At 35.5% G+C, this 26,582-nt stretch carries 23 protein-coding genes; 12 read left to right on the top strand and 11 right to left on the bottom strand.

All coding sequences use genetic code 11. The features are described 5' to 3' along the window. Positions 1-205 precede the first annotated feature (205 nt). The gene (locus BUA89_RS03210) at positions 206-988 is read left to right on the top strand and encodes an L-fucose dehydrogenase (RefSeq protein ID WP_072953176.1); all 783 of its coding nucleotides are present in this window, start codon (positions 206-208) and stop codon (positions 986-988) included. Positions 989-1,323: 335 nt separating this feature from the next. Next, the gene (locus BUA89_RS03205) at positions 1,324-2,091 is read left to right on the top strand and encodes a DUF4262 domain-containing protein (RefSeq protein WP_072953175.1); all 768 of its coding nucleotides are present in this window, start codon (positions 1,324-1,326) and stop codon (positions 2,089-2,091) included. Positions 2,092-2,165: 74 nt separating this feature from the next. On the opposite strand, the gene carB is transcribed toward BUA89_RS03205, so the two are convergent. The 3 genes from carB to BUA89_RS03190 all read right to left on the bottom strand — a co-directional run bounded on the left by carB (position 2,166) and on the right by BUA89_RS03190 (position 7,819). Continuing rightward, positions 2,166-5,345: a carbamoyl-phosphate synthase large subunit gene (carB, locus tag BUA89_RS03200; RefSeq protein ID WP_072953174.1), complete on the bottom strand. Its 3,180-nt coding sequence runs from the start codon at positions 5,343-5,345 to the stop codon at positions 2,166-2,168. Between the two features lie 266 nt (positions 5,346-5,611). Beyond that, a complete protein-coding gene (locus BUA89_RS03195) occupies positions 5,612-6,685 on the bottom strand; it encodes a carbamoyl phosphate synthase small subunit (protein WP_072953173.1) in 1,074 nt (357 codons plus the stop codon). Positions 6,686-6,928: 243 nt separating this feature from the next. Further along, positions 6,929-7,819 (bottom strand): aspartate carbamoyltransferase catalytic subunit, encoded by an 891-nt coding sequence (locus tag BUA89_RS03190; RefSeq protein ID WP_072953172.1) that lies wholly within the window; start codon positions 7,817-7,819, stop codon positions 6,929-6,931. Between the two features lie 243 nt (positions 7,820-8,062). On the opposite strand from BUA89_RS03190, the gene BUA89_RS03185 reads away from it, so the two are divergent. Continuing rightward, positions 8,063-8,524: an Lrp/AsnC family transcriptional regulator gene (locus tag BUA89_RS03185; protein WP_039365735.1), complete on the top strand. Its 462-nt coding sequence runs from the start codon at positions 8,063-8,065 to the stop codon at positions 8,522-8,524. 49 nt (positions 8,525-8,573) lie between these two features. Further along, on the top strand, positions 8,574-9,287 hold the full coding sequence (locus tag BUA89_RS03180) for an HNH endonuclease (protein WP_072953171.1): 714 nt from the start codon (positions 8,574-8,576) through the stop codon (positions 9,285-9,287). A gap of 55 nt (positions 9,288-9,342) precedes the next feature. Here BUA89_RS03180 and argH read toward each other — a convergent pair whose 3' ends face one another. The 8 genes from argH to BUA89_RS03140 form a co-directional block, all read right to left on the bottom strand. Further along, a complete protein-coding gene (gene argH / locus BUA89_RS03175; protein ID WP_072953170.1) occupies positions 9,343-10,647 on the bottom strand; it encodes an argininosuccinate lyase in 1,305 nt (434 codons plus the stop codon). A 274-nt stretch (positions 10,648-10,921) separates the two neighbouring features. Next, positions 10,922-12,004 (bottom strand): M20 family metallo-hydrolase, encoded by a 1,083-nt coding sequence (locus BUA89_RS03170; RefSeq protein ID WP_072953169.1) that lies wholly within the window; start codon positions 12,002-12,004, stop codon positions 10,922-10,924. Continuing rightward, the gene (gene argB / locus BUA89_RS03165; protein WP_072953168.1) at positions 11,979-12,773 is read right to left on the bottom strand and encodes an acetylglutamate kinase; all 795 of its coding nucleotides are present in this window, start codon (positions 12,771-12,773) and stop codon (positions 11,979-11,981) included. Before argB ends, BUA89_RS03170 begins: the two co-directional genes overlap by 26 nt. A gap of 7 nt (positions 12,774-12,780) precedes the next feature. After that, positions 12,781-13,755: a Rossmann-fold NAD(P)-binding domain-containing protein gene (locus BUA89_RS03160; protein WP_072953167.1), complete on the bottom strand. Its 975-nt coding sequence runs from the start codon at positions 13,753-13,755 to the stop codon at positions 12,781-12,783. Positions 13,756-13,949: 194 nt separating this feature from the next. Then, on the bottom strand, positions 13,950-15,089 hold the full coding sequence (locus BUA89_RS03155) for an aspartate aminotransferase family protein (protein ID WP_072953166.1): 1,140 nt from the start codon (positions 15,087-15,089) through the stop codon (positions 13,950-13,952). A 298-nt stretch (positions 15,090-15,387) separates the two neighbouring features. Next, entirely contained in the window at positions 15,388-16,362 is a 975-nt protein-coding gene (argC, locus tag BUA89_RS03150) for an N-acetyl-gamma-glutamyl-phosphate reductase (protein ID WP_072953165.1), read from the bottom strand. 129 nt (positions 16,363-16,491) lie between these two features. After that, positions 16,492-17,685, bottom strand: a complete 1,194-nt coding sequence (gene argG, locus BUA89_RS03145) for an argininosuccinate synthase (protein ID WP_072953164.1) — start codon at positions 17,683-17,685, stop codon at positions 16,492-16,494. Continuing rightward, on the bottom strand, positions 17,657-18,346 hold the full coding sequence (locus BUA89_RS03140; RefSeq protein WP_072953163.1) for a GNAT family N-acetyltransferase: 690 nt from the start codon (positions 18,344-18,346) through the stop codon (positions 17,657-17,659). Before BUA89_RS03140 ends, argG begins: the two co-directional genes overlap by 29 nt. 160 nt (positions 18,347-18,506) lie before the next feature. Here BUA89_RS03140 and BUA89_RS03135 point away from each other — a divergent pair, with 160 nt between their 5' ends. The 8 genes from BUA89_RS03135 to BUA89_RS03100 all read left to right on the top strand — a co-directional run bounded on the left by BUA89_RS03135 (position 18,507) and on the right by BUA89_RS03100 (position 26,572). Further along, on the top strand, positions 18,507-18,923 hold the full coding sequence (locus tag BUA89_RS03135) for an IS1/IS1595 family N-terminal zinc-binding domain-containing protein (RefSeq protein ID WP_072953162.1): 417 nt from the start codon (positions 18,507-18,509) through the stop codon (positions 18,921-18,923). A gap of 251 nt (positions 18,924-19,174) precedes the next feature. After that, positions 19,175-20,554, top strand: coding sequence for a porin (locus tag BUA89_RS03130; RefSeq protein WP_072953161.1), 1,380 nt, complete (start codon positions 19,175-19,177; stop codon positions 20,552-20,554). Between the two features lie 48 nt (positions 20,555-20,602). After that, on the top strand, positions 20,603-22,183 hold the full coding sequence (locus BUA89_RS03125; protein ID WP_072953160.1) for an MFS transporter: 1,581 nt from the start codon (positions 20,603-20,605) through the stop codon (positions 22,181-22,183). Positions 22,184-22,227: 44 nt separating this feature from the next. Next, positions 22,228-22,452: a DUF6814 family protein gene (locus BUA89_RS03120; protein WP_072953159.1), complete on the top strand. Its 225-nt coding sequence runs from the start codon at positions 22,228-22,230 to the stop codon at positions 22,450-22,452. A gap of 125 nt (positions 22,453-22,577) precedes the next feature. After that, the gene (locus BUA89_RS03115) at positions 22,578-22,772 is read left to right on the top strand and encodes a hypothetical protein (protein WP_072953158.1); all 195 of its coding nucleotides are present in this window, start codon (positions 22,578-22,580) and stop codon (positions 22,770-22,772) included. Further along, the gene (locus tag BUA89_RS03110) at positions 22,765-25,482 is read left to right on the top strand and encodes an ATP-binding protein (protein WP_072953157.1); all 2,718 of its coding nucleotides are present in this window, start codon (positions 22,765-22,767) and stop codon (positions 25,480-25,482) included. The genes BUA89_RS03115 and BUA89_RS03110 overlap by 8 nt, the downstream gene beginning before the upstream one ends. Before the next feature lie 143 nt (positions 25,483-25,625). Beyond that, positions 25,626-26,084, top strand: a complete 459-nt coding sequence (gene tnpA, locus BUA89_RS03105; protein ID WP_072953156.1) for an IS200/IS605 family transposase — start codon at positions 25,626-25,628, stop codon at positions 26,082-26,084. Between the two features lie 125 nt (positions 26,085-26,209). After that, a complete protein-coding gene (locus tag BUA89_RS03100) occupies positions 26,210-26,572 on the top strand; it encodes a response regulator transcription factor (RefSeq protein ID WP_072953155.1) in 363 nt (120 codons plus the stop codon). The last annotated feature ends 10 nt before the right edge of the window (positions 26,573-26,582 follow it).

Below are 26,582 nucleotides of genomic sequence, written 5' to 3'. Positions count from 1 at the left end.
TTTGACACATAAGTCACATTAGGTTTTAGTTAAATACTTTGAGAATATTTAGAGCACATAAGTTTAAAAAATCAAAGATTTTTATTTTTAAAATTTAAAACATTAAAAACCTTTGAGATCTTTGCTAAGTGAAACGCCTTTGCGAACTTAAAAACAGTTAGTAGTTAAAAAAATCTTTGCGCTCTTTGCGTTTAAAAACAAAAACATGAATTTAAATTTAGATCATAAAATAATCATCATAAGTGGCGGTGCAAAAGGCATCGGAAACGGCATTGTTAAAATCTTAGCAGAAGAAAAAGCTTTTCCAATCATCATAGGAAGAAATCAAGAAGACAACAGAAAAGCGGTTCAGGAAATCATTGAAAACGGTGGAAAAGCAGATTTTGTGACTGCCGAACTTTCTCAACCCGAAGAATGCAAAAAAGCCGTTGATGAAGTGATAAAAAAATATGGTAAAATTGATGGAATCGTCAATAATGCCGGTGTGAACGACGGCGTTGGTCTGGAAAATGGTTCATATGAAGAATTCATTGCATCTTATCACAAGAATGTGGTGCATTATTATCTTTTGGTGCATCATGCGCTTCCCTATTTGAAAGAAAGTAAAGGATCTATCGTTAATATCGGTAGCAAAACCGCAGAAACAGGACAAGGCGGAACTTCAGGTTATGCCGCAGCAAATGGAGCAAGAAATGCGTTAACTAGAGAATGGGCAGTAGAACTTTTACCTTTCAGGATTCGTGTAAATGCGATTATTGTTGCCGAAGCGTGGACTCCGCTTTACCAATCTTGGATTTCTACTTTTGAAAATCCGGAGGAAAAACTGAAAAGTATTACCTCAAAAATTCCTTTGGAAAACAGAATGACGACTTCGGAAGAAATTGCGAATATGGCTGCATTTCTGTTATCGGAGAAATCTTCACATACAACGGGACAGCTGATTCATGTTGATGGTGGGTATGTGCATTTAGATAGGAGTTTAGGGTAAAATTAACTATTATTATCTAGATCAATTAAGTTTGTTTTGAGATAAAGAAAGTTGATCTAATGTTTAAATTTATTAACTTTAATAAAATTTAAGCAATGAATTCTAATACATTACATATCATTTATAACGATTTTCACAGTCTTCCTTTGGCGGTATTATCATTTATAAAATTGAAAAAGAAAAGCAGAGTATAAAAATTTTCAGAGTTTTTCATACTTCACAAAACCCTGAAGATACCCATAAAGATAGATTAAAATGAACTTTTTTAATCATATATAATAAATTCGGATGGTATTCCAAATCGGTCTGTATATGAGCTTAATATTTAATGTAAAATGAAAGAAGAAGATCAACATGATTGTATAAGTAGAGAAGATTTACTGGAGCAGACAAGACAAAACATTGAACAGTTCGGACTTCAAGTTATCATGGTTAGTTCTACAGAATATTTACCATCATTTGCTTACAGTGTAGGTTTGGAGAAGACTTATAAGCATCCTGAGATTATTTGTTTTGGGCTTTCTAATGATTTGGCTCATAAAATAATTAATGATATTGCTGAAATTTTAAAAAAAGGTGAGGCAATCCAAAGTGGAAAAGTTTACGATGAAATATTTAATAATAGCCGAGCTTATTTTTTAAACGTTGATAAAAGAAATATTCCCGATTATTTTGGTTCAGCTCTAAATTATTATCAAGATAAAGGATTTGATGCTTTACAATTGATCTGGACAGACCGAAATGATAAGTTTCCCTGGGAAGAAAATTTTGAGGAAGAATTTTTATTCATACAGCCATTATTAGATAGAAATGCTGAATTCAAATTTTATGAACCCAAAAACTTAACAACTTTTACTACAAAACAATGGCTTGAAGAATCTAAACCTATTTTAAGAGTTGTTCATGACAATGATGGAGATTGGCAATTTTTAACAGGAGACCAAATGCCTGATGATATCAGAATTGTTGCTTTGGAAGAATTAATAAAATCTGATCAAACGTTAAATAACGTTTTCGATCTTGATTATGGCGAAGAAGCTGAACGAAGTTCTGTCGGCGGAAAATGGACGAGATACAAATTGGAAGATGATGAGGAAAAATAAGCTTTTAGTAAAATAATCTCAAATAGAAAGGCGGAAGAAAATCTCCCGCCTTTTACTTTATCTTAATCCGAAAACTACATCGTTTCCATTTTGAAACTCATACTTTCGATTACTTTCAAGATCGCTTCAACTGTATCCATTGATGTTAAACAAGGAACACCATTTTCCACACTCATTCTTCTGATCTGGAAACCGTCTCTTTCAGCTTGTTTTCCTTTTGTAGTCGTATTAACAACATACTGAACTTTTCCTTTCTGAATCAGATCGATTAGGTTTACATCTTCCTCTCCTATTTTGTAGCCTATTTTACAAGGAATTCCTTTTTCTTCGAAGAATTTCGCCGTTCCTTCCGTAGCCCAGATTCTGAAACCAACTTCATGGAATCTAGCAGCCAAATCAGCCGCTTCCTGCTTGTGTTTATCGGCTACTGTGAACAAGATCGAACCGTGCATCGGAACTTTTCTTCCCGCTGCAACCAATCCTTTGTAAAGAGCTTTTTCAAGTGTTGTATCTTTACCCATAACCTCTCCCGTAGACTTCATTTCAGGGCCTAAAGAGATATCAACTTTCGTTAATTTAGAGAAAGAGAACACAGGAACTTTTACGAAAACCCCTTCTTTATTTGGAACCAATCCGTTTTTGTATCCTAAATCTGTCAGTTTTTGACCTAAAATTGCTTTCGTCGCCAAATTTGCCATTGGAACATCCGTGATTTTAGACAAGAAAGGAACTGTTCTTGATGAACGTGGATTTACTTCGATCACATACACATTTCCTTCGAAAAGAACGTACTGAATGTTCATTAGACCAACTACATTCAATCCTTTTGCTAATCTTTGCGTATAATCTACCAAAGTATCAACCTCACTTTGTGAAATATTCTGTGGAGGATACACCGCAATCGAGTCTCCAGAGTGAACTCCTGCTCTTTCGATGTGCTCCATAATTCCCGGAATGATTACCGTTTCACCATCGCAAATTGCATCAACTTCAATTTCTTTTCCAACCATGTATCTGTCAACCAAAACTGGGTGTTCCGGACTTGCATCTACCGCAAACTCCATGTAATGAGCCAATTCGCTTTCTGAGTACACAATTTCCATGGCTCTACCTCCTAAAACGTAGCTTGGACGAACTAAAACCGGATAACCGATTTCGTTAGCGATTTTAATGGCTTCTTCTTTCGATGTTGAAGTTTTTCCTAAAGGTTGAGGAATTCCCATTTCCTGAAGGGCTTTTTCAAACTTATCTCTATTTTCAGCTCTATCTAAATCTTCCAAAGAAGTTCCCAAAATCTGAACTCCGTGAGCTGCCAATTTATCGGCTAAGTTGATCGCTGTTTGGCCACCAAACTGTACGACTACCCCTTTTGGTTTTTCCAATTCGATGATGTTCATTACATCTTCTTCCGTTAATGGTTCGAAGTATAATTTATCTGAAATTGAGAAGTCTGTAGAAACTGTTTCAGGGTTGTTGTTGATGATGATTGCTTCGTAACCCATTTCTTTGATTGCCCAAACTGAATGAACTGTCGCGTAATCGAACTCAACTCCCTGTCCAATTCTGATAGGTCCTGAACCCAGAACGATGATTTTTTCTTTATCGGAAGCAACGCTTTCGTTTTCTTCTTCGTAAGTTCCGTAGAAATATGGGGTTTCAGATTCGAATTCCGCAGCACATGTGTCTACCATTTTATAAACCGGCATTACTCCGTTTTCTTTTCTGAAATTGAAAACTTCACGCTCAGTCACATCCCAAAGAACTGCAATATTTACATCTGCGAAACCTAATTTTTTAGCTTCTAATACAATTTCTTTGTTGAATTTATTTTCAGCAATTGTCTTTTCGAAATCAATTAATTTCTTGATTTTCCAGATGAAAAACTTATCGATTTTACTCCATTCTACGATTTGTTCCCAATCGTATCCTCTTCTTAAAGCATCACCGATAATGAACAATCTTTCGTCATCACAAACTCTGATTCTTCTTTCGATTTCTTCAGCTGTTAAAGCTGCAGCTTGTTTCGTTTTTAAACCGATATGTCTGATTCCTGTTTCTAATGAACGGATGGCTTTCTGTAAAGATTCTTCGAAATTTCTTCCGATGGCCATTACTTCACCCGTCGCTTTCATTTGCGTTGATAATCTTCTGTCCGCAGTTTCGAATTTATCGAACGGGAATCTTGGAAATTTAGTTACCACATAATCCAAAGCTGGTTCGAAACAAGCGTAAGTCTTTCCTGTAACAGGATTCATGATTTCATCAAGTGTTAATCCTACTGCGATTTTTGCAGCAATTTTAGCAATCGGATAACCAGTTGCCTTTGATGCTAAAGCTGATGAACGGGAAACTCTCGGGTTTACTTCGATAATATAATAGTTGAATGAATGTGGATCTAATGCCAACTGTACGTTACATCCCCCTTCAATTCCTAAAGCTCTGATGATTTTTAGTGAAGCGTTTCTCAACATCTGATACTCTCTGTCTGAAAGCGTTTGAGAAGGCGCCACAACGATTGAATCTCCTGTGTGAACTCCAACCGGATCTATATTTTCCATGTTACAAACCACAATTGCGTTGTCGTTTGCATCACGCATTACTTCATATTCGATTTCTTTGAAACCAGCGATGGATCTTTCAATCAAACACTGTGTAACAGGACTGTGTTTTAATCCTAATTCGGCGATTTCTTTTAATTCTGCTTCAGTGGCAGCGATTCCACCACCTGTTCCTCCCATTGTGAAGGCAGGACGAACAATTACAGGATAACCGATTTCGTTAGCAAAATTTAAAGCTCCTTCTACCGTATTTACAATGTCTGATTCCGGAACCGGCTCGTTCAATTCTCTCATCAATTCACGGAACAAATCTCTGTCTTCCGCTCTGTTGATCGCTGAAAGTTTTGTTCCTAAAACTTCTACTTTACATTCTTCAAGAATTCCTGATTTTTCCAATTCTACCGCCATGTTAAGACCAGTTTGTCCACCCAAAGTTGGTAAAAGCGCATCCGGACGCTCTTTTCTGATGATATGACTTACAAACTGAAGTGAAATCGGTTCGATATATACTTTATCTGCGATTTCAACATCCGTCATAATCGTTGCAGGGTTTGAGTTGATCAAAATTACCTTGTAGCCTTCTTCCTTCAAAGACAGACAAGCCTGCGTTCCTGCGTAATCAAATTCTGCCGCCTGACCGATGATGATTGGACCTGAACCGATTACTAAAATTGTTTTTATGTCGTTTCTTTTCATTTTAAATTTATCCTTTTTGTTAGTTTTGAACCCTTTTGGGTTCTATTGATGATTTTTTCACCATTTCCATAGGTTGCACCTACGGCTATTCATATTGAATCTTTCGGATTCGTTGAATTCTGATACTTAAATTTCAGCGGCGAATTGCACGCAGCCCGACTTGAGCGGAAATCCTTTTTTGCCATCCTGATTTTTCTATTTTAGCCGAAATGTTCTGCAAAAAAGATTGGGAGTGGAAGGCGGATTAAGCTGCCCAAATTAATCTTCTACTTTTTAAAATCTTCCATTAACTGGATAAACTCATCAAATAAATAGTTCGCATCTTCAGGGCCTGGACTTGCTTCCGGGTGATATTGAACTGAGAAACAAGGGTGAATTTTGTGTTTCAGACCTTCGTTTGTTCTGTCGTTCAAGGCGATGTGAGTTTCAATTAAATCTGTACCTTTTAAACTTTCCTGATCAACTGCATAACCGTGGTTCTGAGAAGTGATGGCCACTTTGTTTTTCTCTAAATCCAACACCGGATGGTTTCCTCCTCTGTGTCCGAATTTTAATTTGAAAGTTTTGGCTCCACAAGCCAAACCGATCAATTGGTGTCCTAAACAGATTCCGAAAATCGGAACTTTTCCTAGAATTCCGTTAATCATTTCAAGAGCTTGTTGGTTATCTTCCGGGTCGCCAGGACCGTTTGACAACATTACTCCGTCCGGATTCATCAGTAAAATTTCTTCTGCAGTTACATCCTGAGAAACTACCGTGATATCGCAGTTTCTTTGAGATAATTCTCTGATAATTCCTAATTTAGATCCAAAATCTACCAATACTACTTTCAACCCTCTTCCCGGATTTGCGTAAGGCGTTTTTGTAGAAACCTGCTCTACCTGATTGGTAGGGAAGTTTGTTGATTTTAATTCTGAAACTACTGTGCTTTCGTCTGCATCAGCGTTTACGATTTTACCTTTCACAACTCCATGGTTACGAAGAATTCTTGTCAGTCTTCTTGTATCGATTCCTGAAATTCCTGAAAGGTTTTTCTTTTTAAATAATTCATCTAAAGTAATCTGAGTACGGAAATTTGAAGGCAAATCACAAAGCTCTTTTACGATAAGACCTTTGATTGCCGGTTCTATACTCTCATAATCATCTCTATTAATCCCATAGTTTCCGATTAATGGATAGGTCATACACACAATCTGACCGCAATAAGATGGGTCAGAAATCAGTTCCTGATACCCTGTCATTCCGGTATTGAAAACCACTTCTCCTGCCGTTTCCAATTCTGCTCCGAAACCTTCTCCATGAAACACTTCACCGGACTCCAGTATTAATTTTTTCTTCATTTTAAACTTTTATCTCTTATTATTTATTTTATTGATCTTCATTAACAGATCGCTCCTACAGAGCTCTTTTAATCTCTATCTTTGTTTCATGGGTTTCACCCATGGCTATTAATAGGTTGCCCCTCTGGGGCTTGGATAATCTTTATCTCTTTTTGTTTTCCACGGGTTTCACCCGCGGCTATTGATATTTCGCCCCTTCGGGGCTCACCAACTTTTTACTTATTTCTTTTAGCTTGTCTCTTTTTATTTAAAAGTATACCCCTCTTTTTCTAAGGCTTCTTTTAAGATTGCCATTCTCGCGAAAACGCCGTTTTGCATTTGTTTGAAAACTCTTGAGCGTTCGCATTCCACCAAGTCTGTATCAATTTCCACTCCTCTGTTGATTGGAGCCGGATGCATGATGATGGCTTCTTTTTTCATTGCTTTTTCTCTTTCTTTCGTCAAACCATATTTTCTGTGGTAATCTGAAGCTGAGAAGCTCATTTTTGCATCGTGTCTTTCGTGTTGAATTCTTAAAAGCATTAAAACATCAACTTCATTAATTAATTCATCTACTGAAAGATAAGTTCCATTAATTAAAGCCCCTTCATCAAACCACTGTTCGGGTCCTGAAAAGTATACTTTTGCACCTAATCTTCTCAATGCTTCTGCATTCGAATTGGCAACCCGGCTGTGTTTTACGTCTCCTACAATTCCCACCTTTAAGCCCTCAAACTTTCCGAATTCCTGATAGATCGTCATTAAATCGAGCATACATTGGGAAGGATGGTTTCCTGTTCCGTCTCCTCCATTGATAATAGGAATCTTTATATTTTTTAATTCATCAAAATACCGGTCTTTCTTATCTCTGATTACGACAAGATTTACTCCAAGACTTTCAATAGTTTTTACCGTATCATAAAGGCTTTCTCCTTTGTTTACCGAACTGTGAGATGCATCAAAAGGAACAACCTGTAATCCTAATTTTCTTTCGGCAATATCAAAACTTGTCTTTGTTCTTGTACTGTCTTCGAAGAAAAGGTTTGAACAAAAAACTTCGCCTTCTATTTTGGCAGTTTTTCCGTTGGCAAAAGCCAGCGCTTCTGTTACTATACTGTTGATTCTCTCGGTGCTTAGTTCTGTAATTGTAAACATAATATTTTCAAATTTTCACAAAAAAAAAGCGAAGAAAATATCTTCGCTTAAAATAAATAAATATCGTAAAGGGCGTCTACGCCCGGTAATTCTAATGATATAAATACTGTGTTATTCATTAGGTGCAAAGATACAACAATTTTACAAACTGACAAAACTAAATTTTGATTTAGATTAAAAAATGATAATCTCTCGTTATTTTCATTTTTAAATATTATTTTTGTTACAACTCAACATTATGATATGGATTTAAAAGACAGAATGATTCTCAGCATAATTCAGGAAGACTCCACTTTATCCGTGAAAGAAATTTCGGAAAAGATTGGTCTTACCTTTACTCCAACCTATGAAAGAATCAAGCAATTGGAGAAAAACGGGATTATTGAGAAATATGTCGGGCTTTTAAACCGTGAAAAATTAGGTTTGAATATCGTGGTCTATTGCAATGTCCGTTTAAAAGAACAATCTCAGAAAGTTTTGGAAACATTCGAGAAAAACATTGGTAAACACGATGAAGTTCAGGAAATCATCAGTCTTTCCGGTGAATACGACTATATGTTGAAGATCATTGCAAAGGATATCAATTCTTACAATGAATTTGCCGTCAATGTAATTTCAAATATTCCTAATATCGGGCAATACCATAGTTCTATCGTGCTTCATGAGGTGAAAAAGTCTACTAAGTTTAAGATTGATCTGGATTGATTTATAAATCTGTAGATATCAAACCAAACTATTAACACAGGAAACAAATATGAAAACCAAATTTAACAACTGGCTTATAGAAACTAAAACAAAAATAACCAGGCCTGATAAATATTCAAATACAATAACAACCATTTCTAATCATTTCAAAAAACAATTAAACAAAGATATTGATCTTTATAAAGTAAGTAATGCTAATGATTTACTTAGAATAAAGGATGAATATTTTAGTTATGATACTTTTTTTGAAAAAAATAAAACAGGAAATAGGATGTATAGTCGATCTTTGGACTTGTATATAGAATTTCTTGAAACAAATCGTCAATTAATTAACAATACAATTAGCGAAATTGAGCAAGTAAAAGCCGATAAGCAATTAACAACTCTTGAAAAAGAAGCAATAATTCTAAGCCGTATCGGACAAGGCAAGTTTAGAGATGATTTAATTGAGCTCTGGAAAGGCAGTTGTGTAATTTCAAAATTTAATGATTCAAGATTTTTAATTGCATCTCATATTAAACCCTGGAAAAAATCAACTAATAATGAAAAAATTGATAAATACAATGGTTTATTATTATTGCCGACTTATGATAAATTATTTGACTTAGGTTTTATATCTTTTGATGATAATGGAATTATAATTATTTCAAATTCACTTACTAATTTTGACAAACTTGGAATTGACGAAGCAATTAGAATTGAATTAAAAGATGAAAATAAAATATACCTACAATATCATCGGCAGGAAATATTTAAAAAATAATATTTAAAAACTAAAAGCATTTTTTTAGTTTGCTTCTAGTTTTTAAATTTTTAATTTACCCCAATAATTTATTTTTCAGTTTATTAAACTGATATTCAATCTTATCCAAACAAAGATTCCCAATACTTCCCTTATGAGTATGATTTAAGTTTCCAATTTCAAAATCAAATTCATTATTCTCAATCTCTTGCCCCACTTTCACATAGGCATCACGGAATGAACTTCCGTTTTTCACTTCTTCATTGATTTTCTCTACGCTGAAAAGATATTTGTACTTTTCATCTTCAAGAATTCCATCTTTCACCTGTATATTCGGTAAAGTATAATTTAAAATCGCCAAACATTCCTTTAAAGAATCAATGGCAGGAAAAAGAATTTCTTTCGTTAACTGCATATCTCGGTGATATCCTGAAGGAAGGTTATTTGTCAATAAAATAAATTCATTCGGCAACGATTGGATTCTGTTGCAACGCGCACGAACCAATTCAAAAATATCCGGATTTTTCTTATGAGGCATAATGCTGCTTCCCGTTGTAAATTCTTTAGGAAAACTGATAAAATCAAAATTCTGACTCAAATATAGACAAACATCATAAGAAAATTTACCCAATGTTCCCGCCAAAGTCGCCATTGCCATAGAAAGCATTTTCTCTGATTTTCCGCGCGTCATTTGAGCGTAAACAGAGTTATAATTCATTGACTGAAAGCCTAAGTTATACGTCGTACTCTCACGATCAATCGGGAAAGACGAACCATAACCTGCCGCCGAACCCAATGGATTTTTATTAATGATATTTTTTACCGAAAACAATAGTTCAATATCATCCAACAACGCTTCTGCATACGCACCAAACCATAATCCAAATGAGGATGGCATCGCAATCTGTAAATGGGTATATCCCGGAAGCAAAACATTTTTGTGCTGTTCTGCCAATTTAATTAATATTTGAAAGAATTCATCCGTCAAAGCTGTAATTTCCCGGATTTCTTCGACTAAATACAGTTTAATATCCAATAAAACCTGATCATTACGAGATCTTGCCGTATGTATTTTCTTTCCGGTATCGCCTAACTTCTCAATTAAAATAGATTCAATCTGTGAATGAATATCTTCCGCATTTTTATCGATCTCAAAAGTTCTATTTTCGATATCTTCTAAAATCTCTGCCAAAACAGCTAGCATCTGCTCTGATTCTTCATTGGAAATAATTCCAACTTCTGCCAGCATTTTACAATGTGCCATCGAACCTTTGACATCATATTTCGCCAAACGCTCATCAAAGTCAAGATCCTTCCCGACTGTAAATTTATTGACTAATATATTGGTGGCATTATCGTCTTTCTGCCATATTTTTTTCATAAAATTTCTTTTTTAATTTAAAATTTTCTTTTGTCTTAAAACAAAAGAAACAAAAATTCAAGACTGGAAACTTCCGCTAAAAAATATTTTTATTCTCTAAAAATCCCAAAACTCGTGCGAATTGAACATTATTTCTTCGGTTCAATATTTGTGTCGCACTCAAACAGTGGGATTTTTTTAACGTTCATAAAACTATTTTTCTTAACGCTCCATTTTTCCTAGGCCGTTATTACACACTGCATAGACTTCAATCATCACATTTACTACTTCCAGCCTATAAAACTTTCTCCAGAATTTTGATGTAAATTTCAATTCCTTCTTCAATTTCTTCAATGAAAATAAATTCATCCGCAGTGTGAGAGCGCCTGCTGTCGCCCGGACCGAGCTTCACAGATGTACAAGGAATAATCGCCTGATCGGATGAAGTTGGGGAACCATACGTTGTCCTTCCGATTTCCAAACCTGCCTGTACGAACGGATGATCCATTTCTATTTTTGAAGAGTTCAACCTGAAAGACCTTGCCGTTAAAGTCGATTTCATTTGCGATTGGATAATTTCAAACGCTTCTTTATTAGAATATTCATCGGTAACTCGTACATCCAAAGTGAAAGTACAAGATTCCGGAACTACATTGTGCTGAACTCCGGCATGAATTCCCGACAACGTTATCTTTACCTCACCCAAATAATCCGAAACTTTTGGAAATTTAAAGCTCAGAATATTCTGAAGATCTTCCATACATTTTACAATCGAGTTATCGTCGTTCGGATGAGCAGCATGAGAAGGAGTTCCTTTCATTTCCCCGTCAATAACCAAAAGTCCTTTTTCCGCAATCGCCAGATTCATCTGCGTGGGTTCTCCTACAATGGCGAGCTCCACATTCGGAAGCTGTGGAAATAAAGCCTCGATCCCATCAAACCCTGAAATCTCCTCCTCGGCCGTCAAAGCAATAACTAAATTATATTGTAAATCTTCTTTCTCATAAAAATGTAAAAAAACCTGCGCCATCGAAACCAAAGAAGCGCCTGCATCATTACTACCCAATCCGAATAACTTTCCATTTTTTTCAATAGGTAAAAATGGATCTATTGTGTAAGCTTTATTGGGCTTCACCGTATCATGATGCGTATTCAGCAAAATTGACGGTTTGAAAACATCAAAATTTTTATTCACCGCCCAGATGTTATTTTTAAAACGTTTTGTCGGAATCTGATGTTTTTTGAAAAAGTTTTCAATTTCCACAGACGTGTTAAATTCATCTTTGCTGAATGACGGAATTTCAATCAGTTTTTTCAACAGTTCTACTGCATTATTCAGTAATTCTTCTTTACTATAAACAGATTTCAGTTCCTGCATGATGGTTTTCTATATGGTTTTTTAGTTCGGTTTCCTTAATTAAGAATACCTTATTTACATTATTTTTCACCGCTCCAAGAGCGTTTTCCAGTTTGGGAAGAATTCCTTTGTGAAGTTTACCTTCGTCTTTTAAGGCTGAAAATTCTTCTTCGGATATATTTTTAATAACAGATTCAGGATTGTTTACATCTCCCAAAACGCCCTCTTTATCAAAGCAATACAATAATTCCACATCGTATTTTACCGATAAAGCCTGTGCAATAACCGAAGCAATCGTATCTGCATTCGTATTGAAAAGGTGACCTTTTTTATCATGGGTAATCGCTGAAAACACAGGAACCAATTTAAGTTTAAGCAACTTTGAAATCAATTTCTTGTTTACACTTTTTTCAGTAATATCGCCCACAAATCCAAAATCTATTTCTTTATGTTCCCGTTTTTTAGCTTTAATTAAATTGGCATCAGCGCCGGAAAAACCTATGGCTTTACACTTCTTCTGCTGAAGTTTTGCGACAATATTTTTATTGATTCCTCCTGCATACACCATTGCCACAATATCCAAAGTATCTTTATCGGTAATTCTTCGTCCGTTAATCAGCTTTTGCTCAATACCCAATTTATCTGCTAAAGTCGTTGCCAGTTTTCCACCACCATGAACAAGGATTTTCTTTTCCGGAATTTCAGCAAACTGCTCCAGAAACTGCTCTAATAATTCCTCATCATCAATCAAAGCACCACCTATTTTTATGACGAAAAGCTTTTCTTGCATGATTTAATTATTTTGAATTAATTTCATCTAAAATTTCTGAAAAAACCGCCTGGGCCGAGAAAATTCTGTTTTTGGCCTGCTGATAAATGATAGAATTCTCACCATCCATCACTTCATCGCTCAATTCTACATTTCGACGAACCGGAAGACAGTGCATTACCTTTGCATTATTGGTCTTTTCTAATTTTTCGTTTGTTAACATCCAGCTTTCTTTCACTTCCGGCATCGCTGCATACTCATCAAAAGACGACCAGTTTTTAACATAAATAAAGTCTGCATCTTTCAACGCTTCATCCTGATTATGAATAACTTTCATATCTTTAGTAAAGTTTTTATCTAAATCATACCCTTCAGGATTTGTGATGACGAAATCTACGTCCATTTCCTGCATCCATTCTGCAAAAGAATTTCCCACCGCGTGAGCAATCGGCTTGATGTGAGGAGCCCAGGTCAAAACCACTTTCGGCTTACGGTTTACACTGAGCTTGTCGAAGTGCCAGTTTTCTGTAATTGTGATGCAATCTGCCAAACTTTGCAAAGGGTGACGTGTCGCAGATTCCAGCGAAATAACCGGCACTTTTGCATGTTGCTCAAATTGACTTAAAATGCTTTCATTCACATCATCTTCTTTACTTTTCATTCCTGCAAAACAACGAACTGCAATGATATCACAATATTGATTTAATACTTCAATTGCATCTTTGATGTGTTCAACCGTGTCGCCATTCATAACAGCTCCATCTGCAAATTCCAGGTTCCATGCTTCCTGAGCAGCATTTAATGTTAAAACATTTAAGCCTAAATTCTGTGCTGCAATCTGGCTACTTAAACGGGTTCTTAAGCTTGAATTTAAAAAGACAAGTCCTATGGTTTTTCCTTTTCCTTTCTTGGTTTCAGAAAGAGGATTTTCTTTAATTTGTAACGCTTTTTTTATAATTTCCTGTAAGTTTTCTACATCACTTACAGAGGTGAATTTTTTCATTTTGAATTGATTTGTTTTACCACAAAAGTCACAAAAGATTATTATCAATTTTAAAGTTTAATACTTTGAAAATATAAGTTCACATAAGCTAAAATCTTTGATTACCAGCAATCCTTTTTTGCTCTTATCACAGATTTATATTTTGTTTATTTATAGTATTTAAAACTTTTGTAACTTTTGTGGTTAATTAAAATTTAAAGATTTTCTAAAACAGTTTTTAAAGCACTGATGAACAGATCAGTTTCTTCTTTTTTAATGGTAAGCGCCGGAAGAATCCTCAACACAGCCTTATCATTAGAATTTCCCGTGAAAATATGATGATTGTACAACAGGTTGTTCCTCACTTCTGAGCAATCCCTGTCGAGTTCAATACCAATCATCAAGCCTTTCCTTCGGATGGTTTTAATATGTGGAAAATCTTTAATTTCATTTTCAATATAAACGCCCATTTGCTGAGCATTTTCGATGAGATTTTCATCTTTCATGACATCCAATACAGCAATCGCTGCAACACAAGCTAAATGATTTCCTCCGAAAGTTGTTCCCAACAAACCATTGCTTGCCTGAAATTTCGGGTGAATCAAAACACCGCCAATCGGGAAACCGTTCCCCATTCCTTTTGCTGTGGTAATGATATCCGCTTCAATTTCAAATTCCTGATGGGCAAAGAAATACCCGCTTCTTCCGTAGCCTGACTGAACTTCATCCAGAATCAAAACAACATCATGTTTTTCACACAGTTCTTTGATTTTCGTTAAAAATTCAACCGTTGGAATCATAATTCCTCCAACTCCTTGGATTCCTTCTATTATTACAGATGAAATTTCGTTTCCTTGTTCTTCAAAGATTTGTTCAAGCTGCTCGATATTATTCCATTCTGATTTGATGAATCTTTCATCATAGTTTACCGGAGCTACAATTTTTGGATTATCTGTAACCGAAACTGCTGCCGAAGTTCTTCCGTGGAATGAACCTGAAAAATACAGCACTTTGTTTTTTCCGTTATGAAAAGAAGCCAGTTTCAAAGCATTTTCATTCGCTTCTGCACCGGAATTGCACAGAAATAAATTATAATCTTCCAAACCTGAAAGCTTTCCTAATTTTTCTGCCAATTCAGTTTGTAATTCATTATGAACGGAGTTTGAATAGAAAGATATTTTATCTAACTGGTTTTTCAATTGAGTCTGATAATGCGGATGGTTGTGCCCGATAGAAATCACGGCATGACCTCCATAAAAATCAAGATATTTTTCTCCTTTATCGTCCCAAAGAAATGATCCCTGAGCTTTTACCGGATTTATGTTGAATAATGGATATACGTTGAATAAATTCATTTTTAGTTGATTGTTGTTGGTTGATAGTTGCTTGTTTTTCTAGCAACTTATCTTTAATATTTTTCTTTTGTCTTGAAACAAAAGAAACAAAAGTTCAAGACTTGGAAACTTTCGCTAAAAATTTAAATTAAATCCTAAAATTTCCAAAACTCGCACGAATTGAAGATTTGTTCTTCGGTTGAAAATTTGTCTCGTGCTCAAACAGTGGAAATTTCTTAACGGATTAAATTTTAATTTTCTTAACGCTCCATTTTCCTAAGTCATTTTTAAATGGAGTTGTTAAATTCACGATTGACTTTTAAAATGCAATCGGCTTTAAGTTCAATCCTGAATTCTCTTCCCATCCCATCGCAATATTCATATTTTGGACAGCCTGCCCGGAAGCTCCTTTTAACAAATTGTCAATCGCTGAGTGAATAACCGCAACATTTCCACTCTTTTCAATCTGTATCACACAGCGATTCGTGTTGACAACCTGCTTTAGATCAATTGCTTTTTCGCTTACTTTTACAAAAGGTTCATCTGCATAAAAATCCTTAAACAACCGCTCTATATCTGAAAGTTCTAAATCTGTTTTCACTGTGGAACTTGTAAAAATTCCTCTCGCAAAATCCCCTCTCCATGGAACAAAATTTAGATTGATTTCATTTGTATTAAAAGAAACTAACTGCTGTAAAATCTCATCCACATGCTGATGCGTCAAAGTTTTATATGCTGAAATATTATCATTCCTCCAGGTAAAATGTGTTGTCGCCTGCAAAGATTGACCTGCACCTGTCGAACCCGTAATTCCTGTAGTGTACACTTCATTCAACAAACCTTTTTGAGCCAAAGGAAGCAAAGCCAGTTGAATTGCTGTTGCAAAACACCCCGGATTGGCAATACTTTTCGCCCCTGAAAGTTGTTTTTTGTTGATTTCAGGTAATCCGTAGATAAAATTTCTGTTCTCAAAATTCCCATCCAAACGAAAATCGTTTCCTAAATCAATGATTAATGCTGAATCTTTTACTGGATTTTGGGTCAGCCAATTCTGACTTTCTTTGTGAGGAAGACACAAAAATAAAATATCTACCTCTTCAGGTTGATCCGTCAAGACCATTTCACAAACTGTCGCTAAATCCGGGTACAAATCTGAAATCTTTGTTCCCGAATTCGATCGACTATATAAAAAACTCAAAGACACGTGAGGATGAAAAGCCAACAGACGAACCAGTTCGCTTCCCGTGTAACCGTTGGCTCCGATGATTCCTGCTGTTTTGTTAATTTCAATCATTTTTATTCTTGTCCATAGGTTTCACCTACGGCTACTTTTATTGAACCCTTCGGGTTCTTCGTTTATATTGATCTTTTTTAATCCATAGGTTTTACCTAAAGCTATTCATTGAACCCTTCGGGTTCATCATCATAATGCTGAATTAATCTGATGATATATATTTAAAGAATTGCTTACAATTTTGGTGTAGCCTTTCACATCTTCGCCTGTCCATGCTCTGTTTGCTTCACCATAACTTCCGAATTTATCAGACATTAAATCATGTTCAGATTCAATTCCATTTAAGATAAATCTGTAAGGATGAAGGGTTACAAAAACTTTTCCACTAACTGTTTTTTGAGAATCTACCAAGAAAGATTCGATATTTCTCATTACAGGATCTAAGAAAAGTGCTTCATGAAGCCAGTTTCCGTACCAATCGGATAATTGAGACTTCATCATCTGCTGATATTTTGAAAGCGTATGTTTTTCTAATAAATGATGCGCTTTGATGATCACAGATGCCGCAGCGGCTTCGAAACCAACTCTTCCTTTAATTCCCACAATCGTATCTCCAACGTGAATATCACGACCGATTCCATAAGCTGAGGCTAATTCCTCTATTTTCTGAATCGCGTAAACTGAATGTTCAAAACTCTCTCCGTTTACCGCTACAACTTCCCCATTTTTAAACTCAATTTCCAATTCCGAAGGCTTAGTTTCTTTAATTTGGGAAGGAAAAGCTTCTTCAGGCAGATAATTTCTTGAAGTCAACGTTTCTTTTCCTCCGACTGAAGTTCCCCAAAGTCCTTTATTCACAGAATATTGTGCTTTTTGGAATTCCATTTCGTAACCGTGATTTTTTAAAAACTCGATTTCTTCTTCACGGGATAAAGCCATATCACGAATCGGCGTAATGATTTCTACATTCGGACACATCACCTGGAAAATCAAGTCAAAACGAACCTGATCATTTCCTGCTCCTGTACTTCCGTGAGCAATGGCGTCGGCTCCAACTTCAATCGCAAATTTTGCAATTTCCTGGGCCTGAATCGTACGTTCTGCGCTCACAGATAAAGGATAAGTATTGTTTTTCAGTACATTCCCAAAAATTAAATACTTCACACAAGAATTATAATAATCTTCCTGAGCATCTACGCACCTGTACTCTTTCACCCCAAGATTCAAGGCTTTTTTCTCCAGCTCTATTTCTTCCTCTTTAGAGAAACCTCCGGTATTTACAGTAACTGCATACACATCATATCCTAGTGTTTCACTAAGATATTTAGCACAGTAAGAGGTATCCAAACCTCCGCTAAACGCTAAGATGACTTTCTTTTTCATCTGGACTCTTTTTATTATTTTTAATGGTCATCTGGAATTCGCCAAGAGAATTTTGTACAGGATACTCAATATCGGTTTGGCTCATTTCATTGCTATATTTAATTTCCGGCTGCGTATGGGCAGCTCCATTTTTTGTTATATTTTCCGGAACAAAAAGCATTGCCGTACAAAGGCAGTTTTTACGTTCTTTTTTCATTAAAATATCATAATTCACACAGCTTTTACAGCCATTCCAGAATTCATCATCCTGAGTGAGTTCAGAATAAATTACCGGTTTGTAGCCTAAATCACTGTTGATCTTCATTACGGCAAGACCTGTCGTAAGTCCAAACACTTTCGCATTCGGATATTTATCTCTAGATAATTGGAAAACTTTATTCTTAATTAAAGTTGCAGCACCTCTTTCCCTGAATTTCGGTGAAACAATCAGTCCGGAGTTAGCCACAAACTGACCGTGCGACCAGGTTTCTATATAACAGAAGCCTACCCACTCTCCATTTTCAGTAGCCACCACAGCATTGCCTTCTGAAATCTTCTTACTTAAATACTCTATGGAACGTTTTGCAATACCCGTCCCTCTACGCTGTGCAGAATCATACATTTCCTGTTGTATTTCACTCACATACATCAGATGCATGGATGAGGAAATTTCTATTTCCATTTATTTATCTAAATTTTTTGGCAAATTTAAAATATAATTTCTTTTAAAACCAAATAAAAAAGATAATTTTATTGAATTAAATTAATACACAGGTAATTTTATCTTTATAATGAATTAACATTTTGCTAAATTATTATATATTTGCTAAAAAGATATAGACATGGAAAATCAATGTCCTAAATGCAATAGTACCAAGGTCGTAAAAAGCGGAATCATCAATGAAAAACAAAGATTCCATTGCAAAGACTGCAACTATTATTTTACCGTAAAAAAACTCGGAAAACAGATTGATGATTACTATGTAACCAAAGCTTTACAACTTTACCTTGAAGGCTTGAGTTTTCGTGAAATAGAAAGAATTATAGGCGTTTCACATGTTACGATCAGTTCATGGATTAAGAAATACAATATTATACGACCTCCCCATTCAGAATTCCATCCGGTATATAAAGTTTTAAAACAAAATGAGTTGATTGAATACATGAGCAAGGAAGAAAATATAAAAAATTCCGGATTGATTATCACACAGTTTGCCGACAAGTATATGTTGATTAAGTGGGAACGGTTTAAAAAATAGGCTTTTAGAATTATGAGTTATAAGTTATTAATTATGAGTTTTTACCATGCATAATCAAAATAAATAAGCACCTTAAATTCAGAATATTAAATATTAAAAATCATTCAAAAATCTACCTATTTCAACACTCATCATTCATAATTTATAATTTACAACTATAGTATTACCATTAATATATATTAAATTTCTTCAAACAAATTATTAATTACAATTTGGCTTTCACAAAATAACAGCCAAAAAATTAATAATTTATGAAGAAAGTATTAAGTTTTATTGGATTAGCTTTAATCAGCAGTTCTGTATATTCACAAGGGTCTCCTGACTATGGAAATGGTTTAAAAATTAACTTAAATCCTGAAGGAGATAAATATATCAGATTTATTTTATGGGATCAGTTCTGGATCAAAAACACAGAAATGAACCCCGGAAGTATGGTCGGAGGCGAGCCAACCGACAACACCTGGAACCTAGGAAACCGAAGAGCACGTATTTTAGCCTATGCACAGGTTACGAAACGATACATGATTCTCGCTCATTTTGGGATCAATAATCAAACTTTTATTAATGGCGGCGCAACAGGCTCTGCAGGCACTGGTGGCTATGGAAACGGAAAAAAACCTCAGCTTTTCTTTCATGATGCGTGGAATGAATATGCAGTTTTAATGCCGGGTGAAGCAGGAAAATTCAGTTTGACTTTGGGAGGCGGTCTTCATTATTACATGGGGCTTTCCCGTATGACAATGGCTTCTACGCTTAATTTCCTTACGGTAGACTCTCCTATTTTCAGCTGGCCTCTGATTGATAATTCTGATCAGTTTGCAAGGCAAATGGGAATTTTCGCAAAAGGAAAATACGGAAAATTTGAATACCGAATGAGTTTAAACAAACCATTCGCAACCGATTTAACTCCGGCAAACACTTTAGTTCCCGGAAATGAAGTGGCAGTAGATAACAACGGAAATCCGAACTGGTCTAAAGCAGGTTATTTTGAATATCAATTCTTAGACACAGAATCTAATCTTCTTCCTTTCAAGGTGGGTTCTTATTTGGGGACTAAAAAAGTTTTCAATGTAGGAGCGGGTTTTTATCATCAGGCAGAGGGAACAAGAACTTCAGTTAATTCAAATATCGAAAAACACGACATTACTTTGCTTTCTGTAGATGCTTTTGCAGATATTCCATTAGGTGAAGCTAAAAATAAAATGGCGGTTTCGGCGTATGCAGGCTATTTCAACTACAATTTCGGTCCGAATTACGTGAGAAATTTAGGAACCATGAACATTGCAGCCAATGACCCGAATTTTGTAGGACAGAGAGCTTTAGCAGGTCCAGGAAATCTTCAACCGATGATAGGGACCGGAAATGTGGTTTATGCTCAAGCCGGACTGTTATTACCAAGTCAGGCAGAGAAACCGAAAATCAGAATCCAGCCTTTTGCGGCGTATACTTATAAAGATTTTGAAGCATTTGACAAACCTTCTTCACAATTTGATGTGGGAGCCAACTGGTTTTTGGACGGTCATCACGCAAAAATTACTACACAATATTCTACAAGACCCGTTTACACGAGTGCAACAGAAAGTCCGAAGTCTAAAGGAGAATTTATTGTACAGCTTCAGATTTATTTATAAAAAAGACTAATTCCGTTATAATAATTTAAACAAAAAAAATCTAGTGATATGAGCGAACAACACCACGATGCCTACGATAATATGACAGATAAGCAGAAAAACCGCACCATCTGGAGCGTCATTACTGCGTCATCACTCGGAACTCTGATAGAATGGTATGATTTCTATATTTTCGGAAGTTTGGCAATTGTTTTGGCCACCAAATTTTTCCCTGCCGACAACCCTACCGCAGCATTTTTATCTACGCTGGCAACTTTTGCCGCAGGATTTGTCGTAAGACCTTTCGGAGCTTTATTTTTCGGAAGATTGGGTGACATCATCGGAAGAAAATACACGTTTTTGGTAACTTTACTAATCATGGGGTTCTCCACATTCCTGATTGGATGTATTCCGGGATATGAAACGATTGGATTCATGGCCCCTGTTTTAGTTTTAATTTTAAGACTTTTACAGGGCTTAGCTTTAGGTGGAGAGTACGGAGGAGCAGCAACTTATGTGGCAGAATACTCCCAACCCCACCGAAGAGGTTACTGGACTTCATGGATTCAGACAACCGCTACAGCAGGACTTTTCATTTCATTAATTGTGATTTTAATTACCAAAAACTCACTTTCAGCAGCAGAATTTGATGCTTGGGGATGGAGGGTTCCGTTCTGGATCTCCATTTTAATGGTAGGAGTTTCGTATTTCATCAGAAAAAATATGAAGGAGTCTCCTTTGTTTGCTAAAGCTAAAAGTGAAGGGAAAACTTCAAAAAATCCTTTAAAAGAAAGTTTTGGGAATAAATTCAACTTCAAATTTGTCTTATTGGCATTATTTGGAGCTGCAATGGGACAGGGTGTAATTTGGTACACAGGACAGTTCTACGCCATGAGTTTCCTTCAAAAAGTAATGAATATTGATTCGATGCAGGTCGATTATTTAATGGCAACTGCATTATTGATGGGAACACCGTTCTTTGTATTTTTCGGTTGGCTTTCAGATAAAATCGGAAGAAAAGCGATTATGATGACGGGAATGTTGGTAGCGATTTTAGCCTACCGACCGATTTACGACAGCATGTACAAAAGTGTCAACATAGAAGCAAAAACCGTTGCCGAAAACGGAATTAAAGAAACAAGAACTGCAGCAATTCACAAAACGATTGCAACAGACAGTTTAATTACTTTCCACAAAGAAACTGCTTACACAGACGGCACTTTAATCAAAAAAGACAGTATTGTTCATTGGTCTGCAACAGGTCCTGTAATGAAAGACGGAAAAGCGGAAGAACCCAAAGTTTCAAAATCAATTACACTGAACAGCGATACGAGATGGTATTTGGTATTTTTAGTTTTCATTCAGGTGATTTTTGTAACGATGGTTTATGGTCCGATTGCGGCGTTCTTAGTTGAAATGTTCCCGGTAAGAATCCGTTATACATCGATGTCTTTACCGTACCACATTGGTAACGGCGTGTTTGGAGGATTACTTCCTGCGGTGGCAACCTATCTTGTAACTCAAGGAAAAGATGCAGGTCATGCAACGTGGTATCTGGAAGGACTTTGGTATCCGATTGGAGTTGCCACAGTCTGCTTGCTTATCGGATTGATTTATCTTAAAAATAAGAATCAAAATATCCACGATTAATAGGGGTAATCACTTAAAAATTTATTAATTTTAAATCTAACAAAATGGACGGATTAAAAAAAATATTAGGCATCGTTTGGATTTTAATTGCCCTGGTTGTTGCCTACTTCGGAATAACCGTGATGGGAATCCCAAAACTCACCTCAGGAAAACAGGAAGACCTCGTATTCGGAATCATCATTCTTTTCGTACTGGTACCGATTGTTTCCGGCGGAATGGCAATTTTCGGATACTATTCTTTGATAGGAGAATATTCTGACGACAAGTAATTATAAATGATAGATGATAATTGATGAATGATTTCGGTCTGTTCATCAATTATCGTTTTTAAGGAAAAATTGAATCAGGAAATAAACATTCGAATCAATCAATTATCAATAATCATTCATCATTTATGAAAAAAAGACACGAACAAAAACTGATTATTTTAAGCATAGGTTTGCTGATTGCCTTCAGCATTCCGGTATCACTGCTTTTTAACAGTGAAAGAGAAGTTTTCGGTTATCCGATGATTTTGGTGTATTTGTTTGCTGTCTGGATGATTTCCATCCTAATTTCTTTTGTAATCGTAAAAAAATATGATGAGTAGTTTCGCATTATTTATCGTTGTTTTAATCTATCTCGCACTTTTGTTCTTAGTTGCCCATTTGGCAGAGAAGAAAAAAAGTAAGTTCTGGATTAACAATCCGTATATCTATGCTTTGTCATTAGCTGTTTATTGCACAGCCTGGACGTATTATGGAAGTATCGGCGTTGCAGCGACAAGCGGACTCAATTATTTACCGATCTACATCGGACCGATTATAATCATTCCTGCATGGATTTACATTAATACAAGAATTGTTCGAATTTCCAGAGTTAACAAAATCAGCAGTCTTGCAGATTTTATTTCTTTACGATACGGAAACAGCAGAAGTTTCAGCGCCATCATTACTTTGGTTTGCATTTTTGCCATCGTTCCTTACATCGGATTGCAGATCAAAGCAATTTCCGAAACTTTCCATTTGGTCACGGAAACTCCGATGTCTAAAAATATTTTAACGGATAATGCCACTTTTGTAGTTGTTTTAATCGCCGTATTTTCCTCTTATTACGGAACAAAATATGTAGACGCTTCTGAAAAACGATTAGGAATTATCTCGGCAATCGCTTTAGAAAGCTTTCTTAAATTGTTCTTCATTATTATTTTGGGATTATTCGTGATTTATTTCGCATTTGACGGATTTTCGGATTTGTATCAGAAAGCAAGTAAATTTTCTGATTTTAAAGCTAAAAATACATTCAACGGAATTGAGGGTGCGATGAACTGGATGGTTCTCTGCATGATTTCCGGAACTGCCATCTGTATTTTACCGAGACAGTTTCACACCGCCATTGTTGAGAACAGACAGGAAAGACACATCAAAACAGCCATTTGGTTTTTTCCTCTTTATTTATTGATTTTTACAGTCTTTATTTTCCCGATTGCCTGGGGCGGAAGATTGATTTTTCAGGGTCAGAATGTGAACCCCGAGTTCTACTCTATTTTAATTCCGCAATATTTTAACAATAATTTGATTACCGTCTTGGTATTTTTGGGAGGTTTAAGTTCATGCATTTCGATGATTATTATTTCTGCAATCACCTTATCCATCATGCTTTCCAACAACCTGATTATTCCTTACGGATTACTGGGAAAATTTAAAGCTGAAAATGAAATTCAGAACACCAGAAATATTACCAATATCAGGAAGTTTTCGATTTTTGGATTGGTTATTTTAGCCTTTGGGTTTTATAAATATTTTATTTTAAAAACTTCACTTGATTCGGTAGGACTCATTTCTTTTGTCATTATTGCCCAGCTTGCCCCCTCTTTCTTCGGAGCTATTTTCTGGAGAAGAGGAAGTTACAAAGGTGCGGTAATCGGACTTTTAGCCGGTTTAATCATCTGCTATTTCGGTTTAATTATACCCCAATACTATTTTTCTTACAATCAGGAATTGAAAGGAGCTTTGCGTGATATGTACAATACTTTTCAGTTTTTTGATATTCCATTTTTAGCCAGAATTCCTGAAATTTTCTTTTGGTCTATTTTGGTTAATACAGGTTTGTTCAGCATTCTTTCTGTAAGTACGAAAGGAAATTACCGCGAGAGAAATTTTGCCGAACTGTATGTTGACATCGACAAATATATTCAAAATCACGAGAATGCTTTCATCTGGAGAGGAACCGCCTATGTTTCTGATATTCAAAATATTCTGGAACGTTTTTTAGGTAAAAAGAAAACCGAACAGGCCATGAGGATTTTTAATATTAAATACAATATTGATTCTCAGACCGAAACCGCAGATTCAAGATTCATTAAGTTCTCGGAAAACCTTTTGGCAGGGAGAATAGGTACCGCTTCTGCGAAGATTTTAATTGAAGGTGTGACAAAGGAAGATAAAATTTCATTGAAAGAAGTATTAAATATTCTAGAGGAATCAAAGGAAAATATTTCATTAAATAAAAAACTGACTGAAAAGTCTGAAGAGTTAAAGCAGCTTTCCAACGACCTTACAATTGCCAATGAAAATTTAATTGTAAAGGACCGACAGAAAGATGATTTCCTGGATTCTGTTGCGCATGAACTGAGAACGCCGATCACAGCAATCCGCTCAGCAGGAGAAATTTTAGCCGATGACGACGATATTCCATTAGAAATTAAAAGAGAATTTTTAAACAACATCATCACGGAATCTGACCGCCTAAGTGAAATCATCAATGATATTTTATATCTGGATAAGCTCCAGCATGGTGAAATCGCCTTAAATATACAGGAAAATGACATTATTGAGACTTATAAAAAGGCATTAAATCCGATTCTGCATTTAATTCACCAAAAGTTTATTAATATCAGTGAAGTCGATTTATTGAACAATCATATTTCGAGATATGATGAAGCGAGAATGATTCAGTTGTTTCAGAATATTATAGGAAATGCCTTAAAATTCACCGATGAACAGGGAACTATTCAAACTAAATTTTTGGAAAAAGAAAATGATTTAATTATTAAAATATTTAATACCGGAAAAAATATACCTGAAGAAGATTTGGAAATGATTTTTGATAAGTTTTACCAGTCGAAAAATCAAAACATCTTAAAACCCACCGGAAGCGGACTCGGATTGGCCATTTCAAAAAGGATTGTCGAAGCCCACAGTGGAAAAATAAAAGCAGAAAACAGTGGATTGGGAGTGACTTTTACGGTGACTTTGCCGAGAAGGATTGATGTTGAGGACGGAGAACCCGAAGGGTTCAATAACAGTAGCCGTAGGTGAAACCTATGGGAACAGAATAAACATAACGCAATCAGAACCCGACAGGGTTCAACACCAATAACCGTAGGTGAAACCTATGAAAACAAAAATAAGCACATAATAATAGAACCCGAAGGGTTCAACAATAAAAACACAAATGAAAAATGGGCACCTATCGACAAATATTTTATCATATTGTTTTCGGAACAAAACACAGAGAACCAACAATTAATGAAAAGAATGAATCAGAAATATACAAATATATTTGGGGTATTTTAAACAATAAAAAATGTAAATTATACAGAATAAATGGAATGCCCGATCATATTCATATTTTTTGCGATCTTCATCCAAATATAAATCTCAGCAATTTGGTAAAAGATATTAAAGTTGCTACAAATTTATGGATGAAAGAATCGGGATTATTCCCTGAATTCATTGGATGGCAGGAAGGTTATGGCGCTTTTACTGTTTCATTTAAAGACAAAGAAACAATTATAAATTATATAAAAAATCAAAAAGAATATCATAAAACGGAAACGTTTGAAGATGAATTTAAAAAGCTTTTAGCTGAACATGGAATTGACTTTGATGAAAATAATATATTCAACCCTACGGGTTGATCTGATCCCAATCATAATACGTAATTCCATAGGTTTCACCTACGGCTATTAAAATTGAACCCTTCGGGTTCCCCAAAGAAAAATATAAAAACAATGAAGTTGAACTTTAAAGCAGAAAATACACAATGAAAAAGATAGTAATTGCGGATGACGAACACAAAATACTAATGTCGTTAGAATACAGTTTCAGAAAAATCGGGTATGAAGTTTTTATTGCCCGAGACGGAACAGAAGTGTTGGAATTTCTGAAAATACTGACTCCTGATGTGATTTTACTCGATATCATGATGCCAAACCTTGACGGGTACAGCACATTAGAAGAAATTAAAAAAAATAAAGCGCTTGAAAACACAAAAGTCCTTTTCCTGAGTGCCAAAAACAATCCAAAAGATATTGAGAAAGGACTTGAAATGGGAGCCGACGCGTATGTAACGAAACCATATTCCATTAAAAAACTGATTCAGCAAATTGAAGAAATGCTGGAATAGATTAAAAATA

It is taken from the genome of Chryseobacterium arachidis, from assembly GCF_900129245.1.
Classification (GTDB): domain Bacteria; phylum Bacteroidota; class Bacteroidia; order Flavobacteriales; family Weeksellaceae; genus Chryseobacterium; species Chryseobacterium arachidis.
This window is presented reverse-complemented; position numbering and strand designations above follow the sequence as displayed.